Annotated in this window: 14 protein-coding genes and 1 tRNA gene; 9 read left to right on the top strand and 6 right to left on the bottom strand. The window is 70.0% G+C overall.

Features of this window, described 5'->3' with window-relative positions; all coding sequences use genetic code 11:
• Positions 1-84 precede the first annotated feature (84 nt).
• Entirely contained in the window at positions 85-900 is an 816-nt protein-coding gene (locus ABD679_RS05640) for an FHA domain-containing protein (RefSeq protein WP_344758974.1), read from the top strand.
• Positions 901-906: 6 nt separating this feature from the next.
• On the opposite strand, the gene msrQ is transcribed toward ABD679_RS05640, so the two are convergent.
• Both msrQ and msrP read right to left on the bottom strand, forming a co-directional pair.
• Entirely contained in the window at positions 907-1,548 is a 642-nt protein-coding gene (gene msrQ, locus ABD679_RS05635) for a protein-methionine-sulfoxide reductase heme-binding subunit MsrQ (protein ID WP_344758973.1), read from the bottom strand.
• A gap of 56 nt (positions 1,549-1,604) precedes the next feature.
• Positions 1,605-2,573 carry a protein-methionine-sulfoxide reductase catalytic subunit MsrP gene (msrP, locus tag ABD679_RS05630; RefSeq protein ID WP_344758972.1) on the bottom strand — a complete coding sequence of 323 codons (969 nt, stop codon included), beginning with the start codon at positions 2,571-2,573 and terminating at the stop codon, positions 1,605-1,607.
• 192 nt (positions 2,574-2,765) lie between these two features.
• Between msrP and serC the strand changes: the two genes are divergently transcribed.
• The 4 genes from serC to aroA all read left to right on the top strand — a co-directional run bounded on the left by serC (position 2,766) and on the right by aroA (position 7,781).
• Positions 2,766-3,863 carry a phosphoserine transaminase gene (gene serC / locus ABD679_RS05625; protein ID WP_344758971.1) on the top strand — a complete coding sequence of 366 codons (1,098 nt, stop codon included), beginning with the start codon at positions 2,766-2,768 and terminating at the stop codon, positions 3,861-3,863.
• 53 nt (positions 3,864-3,916) lie between these two features.
• Positions 3,917-5,176, top strand: a complete 1,260-nt coding sequence (pheA, locus tag ABD679_RS05620; RefSeq protein WP_344758970.1) for a prephenate dehydratase — start codon at positions 3,917-3,919, stop codon at positions 5,174-5,176.
• A gap of 30 nt (positions 5,177-5,206) precedes the next feature.
• Positions 5,207-6,370, top strand: coding sequence for a histidinol-phosphate transaminase (hisC, locus tag ABD679_RS05615; protein WP_344758969.1), 1,164 nt, complete (start codon positions 5,207-5,209; stop codon positions 6,368-6,370).
• A gap of 97 nt (positions 6,371-6,467) precedes the next feature.
• Entirely contained in the window at positions 6,468-7,781 is a 1,314-nt protein-coding gene (gene aroA / locus ABD679_RS05610; RefSeq protein ID WP_344758968.1) for a 3-phosphoshikimate 1-carboxyvinyltransferase, read from the top strand.
• Between the two features lie 18 nt (positions 7,782-7,799).
• Here aroA and ABD679_RS05605 read toward each other — a convergent pair whose 3' ends face one another.
• Complete coding sequence (locus ABD679_RS05605; protein WP_344758967.1) at positions 7,800-8,384, bottom strand: energy transducer TonB; 585 nt, start codon at positions 8,382-8,384, stop codon at positions 7,800-7,802.
• A 90-nt stretch (positions 8,385-8,474) separates the two neighbouring features.
• Positions 8,475-9,116, bottom strand: coding sequence for an energy transducer TonB (locus ABD679_RS05600; RefSeq protein WP_344758966.1), 642 nt, complete (start codon positions 9,114-9,116; stop codon positions 8,475-8,477).
• Positions 9,117-9,225: 109 nt separating this feature from the next.
• On the opposite strand from ABD679_RS05600, the gene serS reads away from it, so the two are divergent.
• The gene (serS, locus tag ABD679_RS05595) at positions 9,226-10,518 is read left to right on the top strand and encodes a serine--tRNA ligase (RefSeq protein WP_344758965.1); all 1,293 of its coding nucleotides are present in this window, start codon (positions 9,226-9,228) and stop codon (positions 10,516-10,518) included.
• A 154-nt stretch (positions 10,519-10,672) separates the two neighbouring features.
• On the opposite strand, the gene ABD679_RS05590 is transcribed toward serS, so the two are convergent.
• The gene (locus tag ABD679_RS05590; protein WP_344758964.1) at positions 10,673-11,251 is read right to left on the bottom strand and encodes an FMN-dependent NADH-azoreductase; all 579 of its coding nucleotides are present in this window, start codon (positions 11,249-11,251) and stop codon (positions 10,673-10,675) included.
• 111 nt (positions 11,252-11,362) lie between these two features.
• Between ABD679_RS05590 and ABD679_RS05585 the strand changes: the two genes are divergently transcribed.
• The 3 genes from ABD679_RS05585 to ABD679_RS05575 all read left to right on the top strand — a co-directional run bounded on the left by ABD679_RS05585 (position 11,363) and on the right by ABD679_RS05575 (position 13,288).
• Positions 11,363-12,340, top strand: a complete 978-nt coding sequence (locus ABD679_RS05585; protein ID WP_344758963.1) for a LysR family transcriptional regulator — start codon at positions 11,363-11,365, stop codon at positions 12,338-12,340.
• An 81-nt stretch (positions 12,341-12,421) separates the two neighbouring features.
• Positions 12,422-12,511, top strand: a tRNA-Ser gene (locus tag ABD679_RS05580).
• Positions 12,512-12,634: 123 nt separating this feature from the next.
• A complete protein-coding gene (locus ABD679_RS05575; RefSeq protein WP_344758962.1) occupies positions 12,635-13,288 on the top strand; it encodes a response regulator in 654 nt (217 codons plus the stop codon).
• 147 nt (positions 13,289-13,435) lie between these two features.
• Here ABD679_RS05575 and ABD679_RS05570 read toward each other — a convergent pair whose 3' ends face one another.
• Positions 13,436-16,525 carry an Rne/Rng family ribonuclease gene (locus ABD679_RS05570; protein WP_344758961.1) on the bottom strand — a complete coding sequence of 1,030 codons (3,090 nt, stop codon included), beginning with the start codon at positions 16,523-16,525 and terminating at the stop codon, positions 13,436-13,438.
• Positions 16,526-16,766 lie beyond the last annotated feature (241 nt).

Below are 16,766 nucleotides of genomic sequence, written 5' to 3'. Positions count from 1 at the left end.
GGCGGCCTCCGGTGTTGGGATGGGCCATTCTGTCGCCGTCCGCCGCGGCATCCAAGCCCCGGCGGCGTGCTAGATTGCCGGCGCATGGAAATGTTGAAGTTGCGTTTCGCCGACGAGGCCCATTCCGAGCTGCCGCTGGCCGTCGGCGTGCACGCCATCGGTCCGCTCGACGAAAACGGCGACCGGCTGGGCCTGCTCGATGATCCCGAGGCGGCGCGGGTGCGGTTCTGCGTGGACCGCCGCGGCGTCTGGCTCTCCGTGGCCGAAGGGGCGCAGGGCGTACACGTGAACGGGCGCGAGGTGCGGCGGATGGCGATGCTGCGCGTGGGCGATGCGGTCTACGTCGACGGCGTGGAGATGCGCCTGGTCGGCGCGACGCCGCCTGCTTCGCCGGGCGATGCCCTGCACGAACCGGCATCGGACGCCGACGGCGATCCGCGCGTGGTGCTGCGCGGCGTCGGCGGCCAGTACCACGGGCGCAGCTTCACGCTGGAACGGCCGCGGCTCGTGGGCCGCAGCGGCGACGCGGACATCCGCATCGACGATCCGGCGTTCGCCGACCGCCACGCGCGACTGGAACTGCTGGGGGACGACGTCCTGCTGCGCGACCTGGGCTCGGCCGAAGGCAGCCTGGTCAACGGCGAGGCGGTGCGCGATGCCGTGCTGCGACCGGGCGACCAGGTGGTGTTCGACGCCCACCACCGCTTCGTGGTCGAGGCTCCGGCGCGCGGACGCGGCGCACGCGAGCGCGCGGGCGAAGAACTGGACGGACCCGCCGCAGAGGAAGACGACTTCGCGACGGAGCCAAAGGCCTCGCCCTGGCGCCTGCCATGGCTGCTGGTGGCCGCGCTGGCGATTGCCGGGCTGCTGGCGCTGCTGCTGCTGTTCGGCAGCGGCTGAGGACGCTCAGGCGCTGCGGACCGGCGCGGGCCGTCGCCTGGCGAGCCATTTCCACGCGCGCCAGCCGAGCAGGGCGGCGAGGATGCCCGCGTACAGGGCCGGCTCGCGGATGTCGGACTTCACCAGCCACCAGAAATGCAGCACGGCGAGCACGCCGACGGCGTAGACCAGCTTGTGCAGGCGCACCCAGTTGCGGCCCAGGCGCCGGATCCAGCCCTGGGTCGAGGTGACCGCCAGCGGCACCAGCAGCAGCCAGGCGGCAAAGCCGACGGTGATGTAGGGGCGCTTGGCGATTTCCTCGAAGATCTGCGTCCAGTAGCCGCGCAGGTCCAGCGCCAGGTAGGCCGTCAGGTGCAGGCAGGCATAGGCGAAGGCATACAGTCCGATCATGCGCCGGAAGCGCACCAGCACCGCCTGGCCGGTGAGCTGGCGCAGTGGCGTGATCGCCAGCGCCAGCATCAGCATGCGCAGCGCCCACAGGCCGAGGCGGTGCTCGATCTCGGCGACCGGATCGGCACCGAGCGCGTCGCTGTTGGTGCTGTACACATCCCAGAACTGCCACGCCAGGATCGCCAGCGGCGTGAGCGCCAGCGCGTGGACGAGGGTCTTGGCGGCGATGATGCGGGGTGGCGTCTTCCGTGGCGGCATGGGTCAGGGTTCCACGTTCCGTGCGTGCTGTCGCAGCAGCGGCAGCGTGCGGTGGCTCAGAACCACTTCTTGAGGTCCAGCCCCGCGTACATCGATGCGACCTGCTCGCCATAGCCGTTGAACATGCGCGTGGGAATGCGTTCGGCGAACAGCTTGCTGGCCTTGCCGGCGATGCGGCGTTCGGTCTTCTGGCTCCAGCGCGGGTGGTCGACGCTCGGGTTGACGTTGCTGAAGAAGCCGTATTCCGAGGGCTGCAGGTCGTGCCAGGCGGTCTCGGGCATCTTCTCGACGAAATCGATCGCGACGATGGACTTGATGCCCTTGAATCCGTATTTCCACGGCACCACCAGCCGCAGTGGCGCGCCGTTCTGCTGCGGCAGCGGCTTGCCGTACATGCCGGTGGCCAGCAGGGTCAGCGGGTGCATCGCCTCGTCCATGCGCAGGCCCTCGCGGTAGGGCCAGTTGATCGAGCGGTAGCGCACGCCGGGCATCTGCTTCGGGTCGGCCAGCGAGGTGAAGGCGACGTACTTCGCCTTCGAGTTCGGCTCGAACCTCTTCAGCACCTCGCCCAGCGGCACGCCCAGCCACGGGATCACCATCGACCAGCCTTCCACGCAGCGCATGCGGTAGATGCGTTCGCCGGACGTGGTTCCCTTGAGCAGGTCGTCCAGCGAGACGGTGCCGGGCTTTGCGCATTCGCCGCCGACCGCGACCGTCCACGGACGGGTGCGCAGCGTCTTGGCCGCGCCGGAGGGGTCATTCTTGCGCGTGCCGAACTCGTAGAAATTGTTGTACGTGGTGGCGTCGGCGTAGGTGGTCAGCTCCTCGTCGGTGCGGAAGCCGGTGCGCGCCTGTTCGGGGGTGATGGCGGTCTTCGGCGGCGGGGGAGGCTCGGCCCCGGCGCAGCCGTTCAGCGCCAGCGCGGGCGCGGCTGCGAAGGCAGCCAGCAGGTGCCGGCGCTGCCGGTAGACCGGCTCGTCGGTGATCGCGGAAGCGGGGATCCGCAGGACGTCGCGCAGGGACATGGTGGCTCCGGGCGAGGGAATAGCGGTAAGACGCAGGAACGGCCGGGAAATTCCCGGCGCCGATCCGTGTTGCGCTGCGGCATACTTGGGCGCAGCGCGGCTCGTCTTCGAGCCTAGCACCGCATTGCGCGGCCGATGCACCGCGACGGCCGCGCGTTTGCCCACAAGTCATCCAGCCAACAGGAACTGCCGATGTCGCGCGCCTACAACTTCGCCGCCGGTCCCGCCGCGCTCCCGGAGCCGGTCCTGCGCCAGGTGCAGGCGGAGCTGCTCGAATGGGACGGCGTGCGCGCCTCGGTCGCGGAGATCAGCCATCGCAGTCCCGAGTTCATGCGGGTTGCGACCGAAGCCGAGGCCGATCTGCGCCGGTTGCTGTCGATTCCAGGCGACTACGCGGTGCTGTTCCTGTCCGGCGGCGCGACCACGCAGCAGGCGCTGGTGGCGCTGAACTTCGCAGCGCCCGGGCAGGTGGCCGACTACGTGGTCAGCGGCCACTGGGGCAAGGTCGCGATCAAGCAGGCGAAGGACTACGTGCGCGCGAACGTCGCCGCGAGCGGCGAGGCCGGCGGTTTCCGCGACATCCCGCAGGCCGCGGAATGGAAGCTGTCGAAGGACGCGGCCTACGTGCACATGACCGCCAACGAGACCATCCACGGCGTCGAGTTCCGCCCGGAGTGGGGCGCGCTGCCGGAGACGGGCGACGTGCCACTGGTCGCGGATTTCAGCTCCAGCATCGCTTCCGAACCGCTGGACGTGTCGCGCTACGGCGTGGTCTATGCCGGCGCGCAGAAGAACCTCGGCCCGGTCGGCGTCACCGTGGTGATCGTGCGCCGCGACCTGCTCGAGCGCGCCGGCCAGCCGCGCGCGGACATCTTCAACTACGCCTCGCACGCGAACGCCGGCTCGATGCTCAACACCCCGCCGAGTTTCAACTGGTACCTGGCCGGGCTGGTGTTCAAGTGGATGCTGGCCGAAGGCGGGGTCGAGGAATTCGCGCGCCGCAGCGCGGAGAAGGCGCGGCTGCTGTACGCGGCGATCGACGGCTCCGACGGCTTCTACCGCAACGAGGTCGCGCCGGGCGTGCGTTCGCGGATGAACGTGCCGTTCTTCCTGCGCGACGACGCGCTCACCGCTGCTTTCCTCGCCGGCGCGAAGGATGCCGGCCTGCTCGCGCTCAAGGGTCATCGCGTGCTCGGTGGCATCCGTGCCTCGCTCTACAACGCCATGCCGGTGGACGGCGTGCGCGCGCTGGCGGATTTCATGCAGGATTTCCGGAAGCGGCACGGCTGACCGGTGTCACGGCTAAATCGCGGCCATGGCCGCTCCCACAAGGCAATGATTTCATGAGCTCGTCACGCACGACCAAGACAACAACCCGCCCCGGGAAGCCCGCGAACAAGCGCGCCGGGAAGGCGGCAGCGGCGAAAAATCCGGCCGCAGGCAAGTCCGAGAAGGCGGCGGCAGCGAACAAGCCCGTCCGCAAGACGGCCGGCAAGCGTACGCCGCCGAAGGCCGCGCCGGCCGCGAAGCCCGACCTGCTCGCCGTGCGCGCGCAGATCGACGGCATCGATCGCGAGATCCAGGCCCTGATCGCAGAGCGCGCGCTGTTCGCGCACCAGGTCGGCAAGGCCAAGGGCAAGCTCGCGGCAGCCGTCGAGTACTACCGCCCCGAGCGCGAGGCGCAGGTGTTGCGCCGCGTGGTCGACCGCAACGACGGCCCGCTCACGGACGAGGTGCTGGTGCGGCTGTTCCGCGAGATCATGTCCGCATGCCTCGCCCAGCAGGAGCCGCTGAAGATCGGCTACCTCGGGCCGGAGGGCACGTTCTCGCAACAGGCGGTGCATAAGCATTTCGGGCACTCGGCCAGGGGGCTGCCGCTGGCGAGCGTGGAGGAGGTGTTCAACGAGGTCGCCTCGGGCACCGCCGACTTCGGCGTGGTGCCGGTGGAGAACTCGGGGCAGGGCACCATCCAGTCGACGCTGGACCTGTTCCTGACTTCACCGCTGATGATCTGCGGCGAAGTCGAACTGCGCGTGCACCAGTACCTGCTCTCGCGTACTGGTCACGTCGAGGACATCGAACGCGTGTACTCGCACGGCCTGTCGCTGGCGCAGTGCAAGAACTGGCTGCGCAAGAACCTGCCGCAGGCCGAGCGCCAAGCGGTGGCCAGCAACGCCGAGGCCGTGCGCCGTGCGAAGAAGTCCGACGATGCCGCCGCGATCGCCGGCGAGAACGCCGCCCACGTCTACGGCATGAAAGTCGTCGCCGGCCCGATCGAAGACCGCAGCGACAACACCACGCGCTTCCTGGTGATCGGCCGCGCTTCGTTCCCGCCGTCGGGCAACGACCGTACCTCGCTGATGGTGTCGATCCGCGACCAGCCCGGCGCGCTGTACAGGATCCTCGAACCACTCGCGCGCCGCGACATCAGCATGAACCGGATCGAATCGAGGCCCGACCACGGCGCGCTGTGGCAGTACGCGTTCTTCATCGACGTCGGCGGCCATGCCGAGGAGTCGCCGCTGAAGGACGCGCTGGCCGAAATCGACCGCTACGCCGGCGACGTGCGGGTGCTGGGGTCGTACCCGGTGGCGGTGCCCTAGGAGCCGGGAATGGGGAATCGGGAGCCGGGAATGGGAACGAAGGGCGACCAGTGGGCCGAGGAACTGGCGGTGCCCGCGGTACGTGCGCTGCGTGCCTACGATCCGGGACATGACCTGGTCGCGCTGCGACGGCGTGCGGCCGGGACGGGTCTGGTCGAACTGGGATCGAACGAGAACCCGTGGGGGCCGAGTCCGCGTGCGCTGGACGCCGCAGCAGCGGTCCTGGGTGAACTGCATCGCTATCCCGATCCACTTGGCGGCAACCTCAAGCGCGCGCTGGCGGCGGAACACGGCATCGACGCGTCGCAGGTCGTGCTCGGCAACGGTTCGCACGAGCTGCTGATGCAGCTGGCGCAGGCGTTTGCGGGGCCGGGCGTGGACGTGGTGGCTTCGCAGTTCGGCTTTGCCGTGTACGCGATCGCCGCCAGGGCGGTCGGCGCGCACCTGCGCGTCGCGCCCGCGCTGCCGTTGGACGACGCCATGCCGCGCGGCCACGACCTCGATGCCATCGCCGGCGCGATCACGCCGGCCACGCGGCTGGTGTACCTGGCCAATCCGAACAACCCGACCGGGACCTGGTTCGCGCGCGACGCCTTCGCCGCGTTCATGGCGCGCGTGCCGGATCACGCCATCGTGGTGCTCGACGAGGCCTACGCCGAGATCGCCGCCGCGCCGGACTTCGGTTCCGCGCTGCCGCTGCTTGGCGCGCACCGCAACCTCGTCATCACCCGCACCTTCAGCAAGGCTTATGCCCTTGCCGGGCTGCGCGTGGGCTACGCGATCGCGCACTCGGCGCTTGCCGCAGTGCTGGAGCGCCTGCGCGAGAGTTTCAACGTCAACGCCGTCGCACTGGCGGCTGCCGAGGCGGCGCTCGGCGACAGGGGCTGGCTGCGCGATACGCTGGCCGCCAACACGCGCGAGCGCGAGGCACTGGCCGCCGCGCTGCGTGAACGCGGCTGGCCGGTATCGCCGTCGCAGACCAACTTTCTGCTGGTCGAATTCGGCGCACGCACCGCCCGGATCGAACAGGCACTGCTCGAACGCAACGTGGTACTGCGCCCGATGGCCGGCTACGGCCTGCCGGAGTGCCTGCGCATCAGCGTCGGCGGCCCCGGTGAAAACCGCCGGTTGCTGGCGGCGTTGGACGAGCTGGCAACGACAGGCGATTTTTCTGCCACGGATCAACGCGGATGAACACGGATCAAGCACTGGTTGTGCAGTTCACCCCATCTGCCTTGTCCGCGCTCATCCGCGCAAATCCGTGGCCAGACAGCTTTCCGGAACAGGCACGATGACAAGTCCACGGCAAGAAAGCTGGACCGCCACGCGCGGCACGCCGCTGCGGGGCGAGGTCGCAATCCCGGGCGACAAGTCGGTCTCGCACCGCGCGGTGATGCTGGCGGCGCTGGCGGACGGCACGTCGCGCATCGACGGTTTCCTTGAAGGCGCCGATACCCGCGCCACCGCCGCGATCTTCGAGCGCATGGGCGTGCGCATCGAGGCGCCGTCGCCGTCGACGCGGATCGTGCACGGCGTCGGCATCGACGGACTGCGCGCGCCTTCCGGCGTGCTCGACTGCGGCAACGCCGGCACCGGCATGCGCCTGCTGTCGGGCCTGCTGGCCGCGCAGCCGTTCGACAGCGTGCTGGCCGGCGACGCCTCGCTGTCGCGACGGCCGATGAAGCGCGTGATCGAACCGCTGTCGCGCATGGGCGCGCGGATCGACGCGGAAGGCGGCCTGCCGCCGCTGCGCATCCATGGCGGGCGCGCGCTGCGGGGCATCGACTTCGAGTCGCCCGTCGCCAGCGCGCAGGTCAAGTCCGCGGTCTTGCTGGCGGGCCTGTTTGCGCGGGGCGAGACGTCGGTGCGCGAACCGCACCCGACCCGCGACTACACCGAGCGCATGCTGGCCGCGTTCGGCGTCGACATCGATTTCGCGCCCGGGCGCGCACGCCTGCGTGGCGGCCAGCGCCTGCGTGCGACCGACGTCGCGGTGCCGGCGGACTTTTCCTCGGCCGCTTTCTTCATCGTCGCGGCGACGCTGGTGCCCGGCTCGGAGCTGCGCCTGCGCGCGGTCGGCCTGAACCCGCGCCGCACCGGCCTGCTCGCGGCGCTGCGCGCGATGGGCGCGGACATCGTCGAGGAAAACGCCGCCACAGAAGGCGGTGAGCCGGTGGCCGACCTGGTCGTGCGCCACGCGCCGCTGCGCGGCATTGCGGTGCCGGCGCAGCTGGTGCCGGACATGATCGACGAATTCCCCGCGCTCGCCGTTGCCGCGGCCTGCGCCGACGGCACGACCGTGGTTTCGGAGGCCGCGGAACTGCGGGTCAAGGAATCCGACCGCATCGCGGCCATGGCCACCGGCCTGCGCGCTTTGGGCGCGGCAGTCGAGGAACGCCCGGACGGCCTGGTGATTGCGGGCGGCGCGTTGCGCGGCGGGACGATCGAAAGCCACGGCGACCACCGCATCGCGATGGCATTCGCCGTGGCCGGACAGCTTGCGGGCAGGGAGGTGGCAATCGCCGACGTCGCCAACGTCGCCACCTCGTTCCCTGGCTTCGATGGACTCGCGCGGCAGGCCGGCTTCGGCCTGCGCGCGCGTTGAAGCCCGCGGGGTCGGGTCCTACTTGTCGTCGAGCTTGTAGTCGACCGGCACCTGCACGCTCGACGCGACGGTCTTGCCGTCCTTGATCGCCGGGGTGAACTTCCACTTGCGCACTTCGTTCAGCGCTGCGCGATCGAGGATGCGCGAACCGCTGCGCTTGGCGATCTTCACGTCGCTGGCGTTGCCGAGCTCGTCGATCTGCGCGCGCACCAGCACCACGCCTTCCTCGCGGGCGCGGTAGGCCTCGGGCGGATAGGTCAGCGACGGCTGGTCGATCAACGCGGCTTCCCGGTCCCGCGGCGCGGTCGTGGCGGGCTTGGGCGCAGCGGCCTTCGCCCGTTCGCGGGCCGCGGCCTCGGCGGCCTCGGCTTCGGCGGGCGAACTCTCGGCCGGCGTCATCGCATCGCTGGTCGCGGGCGGAGGCGTCAGGTCGCTGATCGACTCGGAGCCGGCGTTGCGGTTGTAGAAGTACCAGGCGAAGGCGATCAGTGCGATCAGGATCAGGATCCAGATCAGCGGGCTGCTGCTCTTGCGCTCCTCCTGCGGCGGCGGTGGGGGCGACGGCGGGGTGGTGTCGGGGCGGTTGGTCATCGGGTCCGACATGTGGTGGCACTCCCTGGAATTGGACGCGCCGAGCGTTCCACACACCTCGTTGAGGCCGCGTCACGGCCCCGGGCCCCGTTCAGGCAACCGTCACCGCTGCGGGCTGAAGGAAACCGGCGCCCGCACTTCACCACTCACCGGCTGGCCGTTGCGCATGGCCGGGCGGAAGCGCCACTTGCGCACCGCATCGGTCGCCGCGCGGTCGAGATACCGCGAGCCGCTGCCCTCGATCAGGCTCACGTCGGTGGGCACGCCGTCCGGCCCGACCATGATCCGCAGCAGCACGTTGCCCGACTCGTTCCTGCGCAGCGCCGCGCGCGGATAGACCGGTTTTGGCTGTGAAATGGCCACCGGCGGCGTGTAGGCACCGGTCGGGGCGGCGGCTGGCGTCGCGGCGGGGGGCGCCTGCACCGGTGCAGGCGCCGGCGGCGGGGCGGTCTCGACGATCCGCGCCTCCGCTTCGGCTTCGTCGCCGGGCGTCGGCCGTGCCTGGCCCAGCTCAGTGTCGTCGGTGGCCGGCTGGGGCAGGGGCTCGAACTCGATTCCGCTGGCGCCGGTGTGGCTGCTGTCGGGCCGGTAGAAGTCGTCGGCGCCACGCTGCTTCGACCAGATCAGCAGGAACAGGCCGACGCCGAGCGCGAACGCGATGGCCACGTACAGCCATGCGCGCGGCGACAGGCCGAGGACGAACCGGCGTCGGGTGGTTGGCGACGAATCGGCGGATGGAGGCATGCGGGGGACCGGATCCGGGGACTTCCCGCATTCTGGCATAGCGTTGCTGCGGCATTCCGTGGCGCGACACGCGATAATCGGCGTTTCCGTCGCCGACACCACGCCTGCCATGCTCGATCCCAGCCTGTTGCGCCAAGACCCCGCCGCCCTTGCCGAACGCCTGCGCGCCACGCGTGGATTCGAACTCGACGCATCGGCCCTGGAGCGGCTGGAGGCGTCGCGCAAACGCATCCAGGTGCGCACGCAGGAACTGCAGAACCTGCGCAACACGCGCAGCAAGGCGATCGGCCAGGCCAAGGCGAAGGGCGAGGACGCCTCCGCGCTGCTGGCCGAGGTGGCCGGCTTCGGCGACGAGCTCAAGGCGTCGGAGACGGAACTGGATGTCATCCGCGCGCAGCTCGACACCATCCTGCTGGGCATCCCGAACCTGCCCGACGATTCCGTGCCTGCCGGCAAGGACGAGTCGGACAACGTCGAGCAGTCGCGCTGGGGCACGCCGCGTACCTTCGATTTCGAGGTCAAGGACCACGTCGAACTGGGCGCGCGCCATGGCTGGCTCGACGCCGACGTCGCGGCCAGGCTTTCGGGCGCGCGCTTCACTGTGCTGCGCGGCCAGCTCGCGCGCCTGCACCGCGCGCTGGCGCAGTTCATGCTCGACCTGCACGCGGGCGAGCACGGCTACGAGGAAACCAGCGTGCCGCTGCTGGTCAACGCCGATTCGATGCTGGGCACCGGCCAGCTGCCGAAGTTCGAGGACGACCTGTTCGCGACCACGGTGGGCGAGGGCGAGGCGGCGTCGAAGCGCTACCTGATTCCCACCGCGGAAGTGCCGTTGACCAACACCGTACGTGGCGAGATCGTGGACGCGGACAGGCTGCCCCTGCGGATGGCGGCGCATTCGCTGTGCTTCCGCGCGGAAGCTGGCGCCTACGGTCGCGACACGCGCGGCATGATCCGCCAGCACCAGTTCGAGAAGGTGGAACTTGTGTCGGTGACGCGTCCGGGCGAGAGCGACGCCGAGCACGAACGCATGACCCGCTGCGCCGAAACCGTGCTGGAGAAGCTCGGCCTGCCGTACCGCAAGGTGCTGCTGTGCAGCGGCGACATGGGCTTCTCGGCGCGCAAGACCTGGGACCTGGAGGTGTGGCTGCCGTCGCAGGACACCTATCGCGAAATCTCGTCGTGCTCGAACTGCGGCGACTTCCAGGCCCGCCGCATGCAGGCCCGCTGGCGCAACCCGGAGACCGGCAAGCCGGAGCTGGTGCACACGCTCAACGGCTCCGGCGTCGCGGTCGGCCGCGCCCTGATCGCGGTGATGGAGAACTACCAGCAGGCCGACGGCTCGATCGAGGTGCCGGCCGTGCTGCGGCCGTACATGGGCGACGTCGAACGCATCGCCTGACCGGCCGTCCGGCCGCCTGCCTGGATTGCTTCGCAGGAGCGACGGCAGTCGCGACCGGTTTCGCGGGGGAGGCCCGCGCGACTTCCGTCGCTCCTACAAGGCAAAGCGGCCCAACGTCCGCGGCTGAGGCTGCACCTGCAGCAAGCCGGTGCGATCAGGCCGCCTCGGCCAGCGGCTTCGCGATCGCCGCGCGTGCTGCCGCCAGCGCTTCGCTGCGGTGCTGCGGCGACAGCCCCAGGCCCTCGGCGCGCACGAATTGCAGGCCGGTGATGCCCAGGAAGCCGAACAGGAAGCGGAGGTACGGCTCCTGGAAATCGCTCGGCCCGTCTCCGTGCAGGCCACCGCGCGCGCTGGCGACGATCACCTGCTTGTTGCCTGCCAGGCCCTCGGGGCCGTCGGCGGTGTAGCGGAAGGTCCGTCCGGCGACGGCGATGCGGTCGATCCAGGCCTTGAGCGTGGACGGGATCGAGAAGTTGTACATCGGCGCCCCGAGGACGACGATGTCGGCGTCGAGGAACTGCTGCAGCACCCGCTCGGACTCGGCGGCTGCCCCGGTGTCGGCCCCGGCGAGGGTCGCACCGTCCAGATGGGGGAGTGGATCGGCGTCCAGGTCGCGGTATTCGATCGAAAGACCCGGGACCTGGGCTTGCCAGCGTGCGACGATGGCCGCACTGAGTTCGCGGGAAGCGGAATTGGCGCCCAGGGCGCTGGAATCGATGTGCAGCAGTTTCATTGGCGTGTGTCCCGATGCGGCAATGCCGCGACCGGGAAAGCATAGATTGTTGCTTGTATAGAATAAAGATGACAAAATATCACTTAACGTTCTAAATATGGAACTATGGCGATGCAGGATCTCAACGACCTCTATTACTTCTCCGCCGTGGTCGAGCACGGCGGTTTCGCCGCCGCCGAGCGCGCGCTGGGTATCCCCAAGTCGCGCCTGAGCCGGCGCATCAGCCAGCTCGAGAACGAGCTGGGCGTGCGGCTGCTGCAGCGGTCCACGCGTCGCTTCGCGGTCACCGACGTGGGCCAGAGCGTGCATCGCCATGCCCAGTCGATGCTCGCCGAGGCCCAGGCCGCGCGTGAGGTGGTCGACCGCCTGAGCGCCGAGCCGCGCGGGGTGGTGCGGGTGAGCGTGCCGGTGGGGCTGGCTCAGCAGCAGATGCCGGCGCTGCTGCCGGAGTTCCTGGCGCGCTATCCGCAGGTGCGCGTGCAGATGCACGTGAGCAACCGCCGGGTGGACGTGATCAACGAAGGTTTCGACGTCGCCGTCCGCGTGCGTTCGAAGTTCGACGACGACGGCAGCCTGATCATGCGCACCTTCGGCCAGATCGAGGAGCTCCTGGTCGCCAGCCCCGCGTACCTCGATCGCGCCGGGCGCCCGACCGACCCCGACCAGCTGCGCGACCACGTCACCCTGACCATGAGCGAGGACGAAGTGCGCCAGCGCTGGGAGCTGCAGGGCGCGGACGGCGGGGTACGCCGCATCGACCTCAAGCCGCGCGTGTCCGGCTTCGACTTCCCGATGCTGATGGCGCTGGCCAAGCAGGGCCTGGGCATCACCATGCTGCCCGAAACCCTGTGCGCCGAGGCCGTGCGCAAGGGCGAGCTGGAGGTGGTGCTGCCCGAGTGGGGCCTGCCGCAGGGCATCGCCCACGCAGTATTCGCCTCGCGCCGCGGCCTGCTGCCGGCGGTGCGCGTGTTCATCGATTTCCTCGCCGAGCGCCTGCCCGGCCTGATCGAGGAGTCGCGCCTGGACTGCCAGAACTGCGACCGCAAGAAGGAAGGCCATCGCAAGGAAGCCGCTACCGCCGAGGCGTGACGCAGCGGCCGCGCATGCGACAATCTGCAGCCGCGGCGGCACGGCAACGCCCGCTGCCGCCAGGGACGAAGCAATCGATCCGGAGAGATGGCCGAGCGGTTTAAGGCACCGGTCTTGAAAACCGGCGAAGGGTCAAACCTTCCGTGGGTTCGAATCCCACTCTCTCCGCCACGACCCCGCATGGATCGCGAATCAGGAAATCCTGACCCGAAATCGCGGCGAACCACGCTTGTCCGGGTATGGGGCGGCGCTTAGTCTGGGTCGCATCCGCTGGGAGCGGAAAAGGAGAGGGCAATGACGATAAGGACGTTTCTGGTCGACGACCATGCGCTGGTGCGAACGGGCCTGCGGATGATCCTCGGCAACGCGGTGGACATCGAGATCGTGGGCGAAGCCGAATCCGGCGAGGAGGCGCTGCCGCGCATCCGCGAATTGCGGCCGGACGTGGTGGTCTGCGACATGCACCTGCCGGGGATCAGCGGGCTGGAAGTCACCGAGCGGCTGGTCAAGGGCAACTACGGCGCGCACGTGGTGATCGTGTCGGTGCTCGAGGACGGTCCGATCCCGAAGCGGGTGATCGCCGCGGGCGCCACGGCCTATGTCGGCAAGGGCGGCGACCCGGCTGAACTCATCGAGGCGGTGCGCGAGGCTTCGCGCGGCAAGCGCTACCTGGGCAGCGGGGTGGCGCAGAACCTGGCGCTGTCGAGCATCGGTGGCGGCAGCACGCCGTTCGACGACCTGACGCGGCGCGAGCTGGAAGTCGCGATGCTGCTGCTGCAGGGCTTGCGCCAGGAAGACATCGCCAAGCGCCTGAGCCTGAGCTCGAAGACGGTCAACACGCACAAGTCCCGGTTGTTCATCAAGCTGGGCATCGAGGACGGCATGTCGCTCGCGCGTCTGGCGCAGCAGTACGGCATGGTCGATCCGGGGCAGGCGCTTCCCGGCTGACACGGCGACGCCCGCAGCTTATCCGGGCCGCCCACGCGCGGCATTCCCGCAACGGGAAGCGGCACGCATGTTGGCATGCGTGCCGCGATTGCTACCTGTGTTGTCGGCGACTCACCGGGGCGGGCATGCCGCCCCGGCGGTTTCCGGTCAGGCGCCGTGCGAGGCGGTCCTGTCCTGCTGCTGCCCGTCGGCCTCGTCGTCCGCTTCCGCGGACTCTGCGGCCGTCGTCGCGGCGACATCCGCCGGGGCGGGCGGCTCCGGGGTGTTCTGGTCGAACAGCCCGGGCATGCGGTTGCCATCATCCGCCGGCTGCGTGGCATCCGGCGTCGGATCGGGAGCCGCTGCCGGGGCGGCAGGTGCTTGCGGTTCTTCCGGTTTCACCGCCGCGGTTTGCGGGGCGGGGGCCACGTCGGCCTGGGCCGTTGCCGCATCGTCCGCGGGCGTGGTGCTGTCCGCGGACGTGCCGGCGGACGGGCCGGGCGTGGCTTCGGTTTCGGGCGCGGCCGGGCGCGTATCACGCGGAGTCTGCGCGACGGGCTCGGTTGTGTCGGCCTGCTGCTGCGCGCTTGGTGCCGTCGCTGCGACTTCCGCCGGTGCCGCCGGGGCCGGCGACTGCGTTGCGGCAACGCTGGCAACCGCGGCCTCGGCCTGCTTGGCTTCCGCTGTCCGGGCAGGCGCCGCCGCCTGCGCTGCGGCCGGAGGCGTGGCTTCGTTCACCGGGATGGCGGCGGGTGCCGTTGCGTCGGACTGCCGGGCGGCGGGGGCGGGCTTCGTGGACGGAGCATCGTCGAAATCGAACTCCGGCTGCGAGCGGTCCGCGACCTGCGTACCGCTTTCGCCATCGGCCTGCTCGTCGTCGATCGGCGCAGCGGCGACGGCGTCGCCATTGTTGCGGCGACGGCGGCGACCACCGCGGCGTCCGCGACGGCGGCGGCCGGTGCCTTCGCCCGTCTCGCCCTGTTTGGCTTCTTCCTGCTGGTCGCCGGCAGTTGCTTGCGCCGACTCTTTCGCCTCGTCCTTGCGGGCCTCGGCCTGCGGCGTGGAAGCCGCGTCTTGCACGATAGCGGCAGCGCCGGTCGCAGCGGCCGTTGCTGCGGTAGCGGCAGTTGCGGTATCGGCCTGCGTGGCTTCATCAACAACCGGGGCCTTCTTCTCCGGCTTCGCCGCCGGCCTGCGGGCCTGGGGCTGCGACGCGGTGTCCTGCGTGGCGTTCGCCTGCGCGTCGGTGGCCGGCTTTGCGTCCGCGCCCTGCTGCTGGCCCTGCTTCTTCTGCCGCGACTTGCCCCGGGACGACTTGCTGCCCTGGCCGTCCTGCGCCTGCTGGCGCGGGCTTTCGCCGCGGGATTCGTCGCGACGATTGCGGTCGCGTCCGCCCTGACCCTGCTTGCCGCCGCGGCGCTGGCCGTTGCGTTCGCCACCGCGTTCGCTGCGATCACTGCGCTCGCCGCGGTTGCCGCGTTCGCCCTGGGGGCGTTCGGGTGCCGGGGTGCCGGCCTGTGCAGGCGCCTCGGTGGCGCCGAACAGGCTCTTCAGCCAGCCAAGCACGCCGCCGGTGGCGACCGGAACCGGTGCCGCGACCGGCTTCGGGGCGGCCGGCGCCGGAGCCGGCTCCGGGCGGGGCTCGCGGGTCGGCGCGGGATTGGCCGGGCGCACGTTGGTGACGGCGGCCGGCGGCGGGACGTTGAGGTTGGCCTTGGTCAGGGCGATGGTCGCCACCTTGCGCGGCGAGCCGCGGCGGTAGCTGGGCTTGCTCGATTCCTCGCCCAGTTCGTTCTCGCGCAGGCGCGTGACCTCGTAGTGCGGGGTGTGCAGCTGCTCGTCGGCGACGATCACGATCGGGGCGTCGTGGCGCTGTTCGATCTCGCGCAGCGCGCTGCGCTTCTCGTTGAGCAGGTAGTTGGCGATGTCCACCGGGGCCTGTACCAGCACCTGCCCAGTGTTCTCCTTCATCGCGTGCTCTTCAGCGACGCGGACGATCGACAGCGACAGCGATTCGATGCTGCGCATGCGGCCGTGGCCTTCGCAGCGCGGGCACACGATCTGGCTGGACTCGCCCAGGCTGGCGCGCAGGCGCTGGCGCGAGAGTTCGAGCAGGCCGAAGCGTGAGATGCGCCCCAGCTGCACGCGCGCGCGGTCGAACTTCAGCGCGCCCTGCAGGCGGTTTTCGACTTCGCGCTGGTGCTTGTTGCTCGACATGTCGATGAAGTCGATCACCACCAGGCCGCCGAGGTCGCGGATGCGCATCTGGCGGGCGACTTCCTCGGCCGCCTCCAGGTTGGTGTTGAACGCGGTCTCCTCGATGTCGCCGCCCTTGGTGGCACGCGCGGAGTTGACGTCGATCGCGGTCAGCGCCTCGGTCTGGTCGATCACCAGCGCGCCGCCGGACGGCAGCCGCACGGTGCGCTCATAGGCGCTTTCGATCTGCGACTCGATCTGGAAGCGGTTGAACAGCGGCGTGTCGTCGACGTAGTGCTTGAGCTTGCGCAGGTTGTGCGGCATGACCTGCTCGACGAACTCCTTCGCCTCCTCGTACATCTCCGGCGTGTCGACGAGGATCTCGCCGATGTCGGCGCGCATGTAGTCGCGCAGGGCGCGGATGATCAGGCGCGACTCCTGGTAGATCAGGAACGGCGACGCCTTCTTCAGGGCGGCTCCGGCGATCGCGCGCCAGATGCTCAGCAGGTAGTCCAGGTCCCACTGCAGTTCTTCGGCGTCGCGGCCGACGCCGGCGGTGCGGATGATCACGCCCATGTCGTCGGGGATCTCGAGCGCGTCCATCGCCTTCTTCAGCTCGGCGCGGTCGTCGCCCTCGATCCGGCGCGAGACGCCGCCGGCGGTGGGCGAGTTGGGCATCAGCACCATGTAGCGGCCGGCCAGGGAAATGAACGTGGTCAGGGCGGCGCCCTTGTTGCCGCGCTCGTCCTTGTCGACTTGGACCACCACTTCCTGGCCCTCGCGCAGCAGTTCCTTGATCGTCGCCTTGTTGTGGTCGACGCCGGACTGGAAGTAGTCGCGGGAGATTTCCTTCAGCGGCAGGAAGCCGTGGCGCTCGGCGCCGTACTCGACGAAGGCCGCTTCCAGGGAGGGCTCGAGCCGGGTGATGCGGCCCTTGTAGATGTTGGACTTCTTCTGTTCCTTCGACGGCTGCTCGATATCGATGTCGTAGAGCGTCTGTCCGTCGACGATGGCCACGCGCAGTTCTTCTGCCTGCGTCGCGTTGATCAACATGCGTTTCATGGTCGTTCCTTGCGCGCTTCATCCCGCCAATACGGCAGGCGCGCGGAACGCCGGGGCGTTTCGCCTGGAGACTTCGTGCCGGCGGCCGCGCGTTCGCGGCCCCCGGCCTGGTTTTCCAGCGCTACGACACCACGGCAGGCCGCGGGAGCGCTTGTTCTGTTCGAATGTGTTGCGGGGCCGGCGGCAGCCCCGGACCTGCCAGGGGCAGGGCACGCGGCGCCACGCGGGACATGTTCAGCAA

This window comes from Luteimonas lutimaris, assembly GCF_039537065.1.
Lineage (GTDB): Bacteria > Pseudomonadota > Gammaproteobacteria > Xanthomonadales > Xanthomonadaceae > Luteimonas > Luteimonas lutimaris.
This window is presented reverse-complemented; position numbering and strand designations above follow the sequence as displayed.

Excerpts from the sequence above, each read along its gene's own strand:
- ABD679_RS05640 (WP_344758974.1), top strand. The coding sequence starts at position 85 with ATGGAAATGTTGAAGTTGCGTTTCGCCGACGAGGCCCATTCCGAGCTG.
- msrQ (WP_344758973.1), bottom strand. The coding sequence starts at position 1,548 with ATGCCGCCACGGAAGACGCCACCCCGCATCATCGCCGCCAAGACCCTC.
- msrP (WP_344758972.1), bottom strand. The coding sequence starts at position 2,573 with ATGTCCCTGCGCGACGTCCTGCGGATCCCCGCTTCCGCGATCACCGAC.
- serC (WP_344758971.1), top strand. The coding sequence starts at position 2,766 with ATGTCGCGCGCCTACAACTTCGCCGCCGGTCCCGCCGCGCTCCCGGAG.
- pheA (WP_344758970.1), top strand. The coding sequence starts at position 3,917 with ATGAGCTCGTCACGCACGACCAAGACAACAACCCGCCCCGGGAAGCCC.
- hisC (WP_344758969.1), top strand. The coding sequence starts at position 5,207 with ATGGGAACGAAGGGCGACCAGTGGGCCGAGGAACTGGCGGTGCCCGCG.
- aroA (WP_344758968.1), top strand. The coding sequence starts at position 6,468 with ATGACAAGTCCACGGCAAGAAAGCTGGACCGCCACGCGCGGCACGCCG.
- ABD679_RS05605 (WP_344758967.1), bottom strand. The coding sequence starts at position 8,384 with ATGTCGGACCCGATGACCAACCGCCCCGACACCACCCCGCCGTCGCCC.
- ABD679_RS05600 (WP_344758966.1), bottom strand. The coding sequence starts at position 9,116 with ATGCCTCCATCCGCCGATTCGTCGCCAACCACCCGACGCCGGTTCGTC.
- serS (WP_344758965.1), top strand. The coding sequence starts at position 9,226 with ATGCTCGATCCCAGCCTGTTGCGCCAAGACCCCGCCGCCCTTGCCGAA.
- ABD679_RS05590 (WP_344758964.1), bottom strand. The coding sequence starts at position 11,251 with ATGAAACTGCTGCACATCGATTCCAGCGCCCTGGGCGCCAATTCCGCT.
- ABD679_RS05585 (WP_344758963.1), top strand. The coding sequence starts at position 11,363 with ATGCAGGATCTCAACGACCTCTATTACTTCTCCGCCGTGGTCGAGCAC.
- ABD679_RS05575 (WP_344758962.1), top strand. The coding sequence starts at position 12,635 with ATGACGATAAGGACGTTTCTGGTCGACGACCATGCGCTGGTGCGAACG.
- ABD679_RS05570 (WP_344758961.1), bottom strand. The coding sequence starts at position 16,525 with ATGAAACGCATGTTGATCAACGCGACGCAGGCAGAAGAACTGCGCGTG.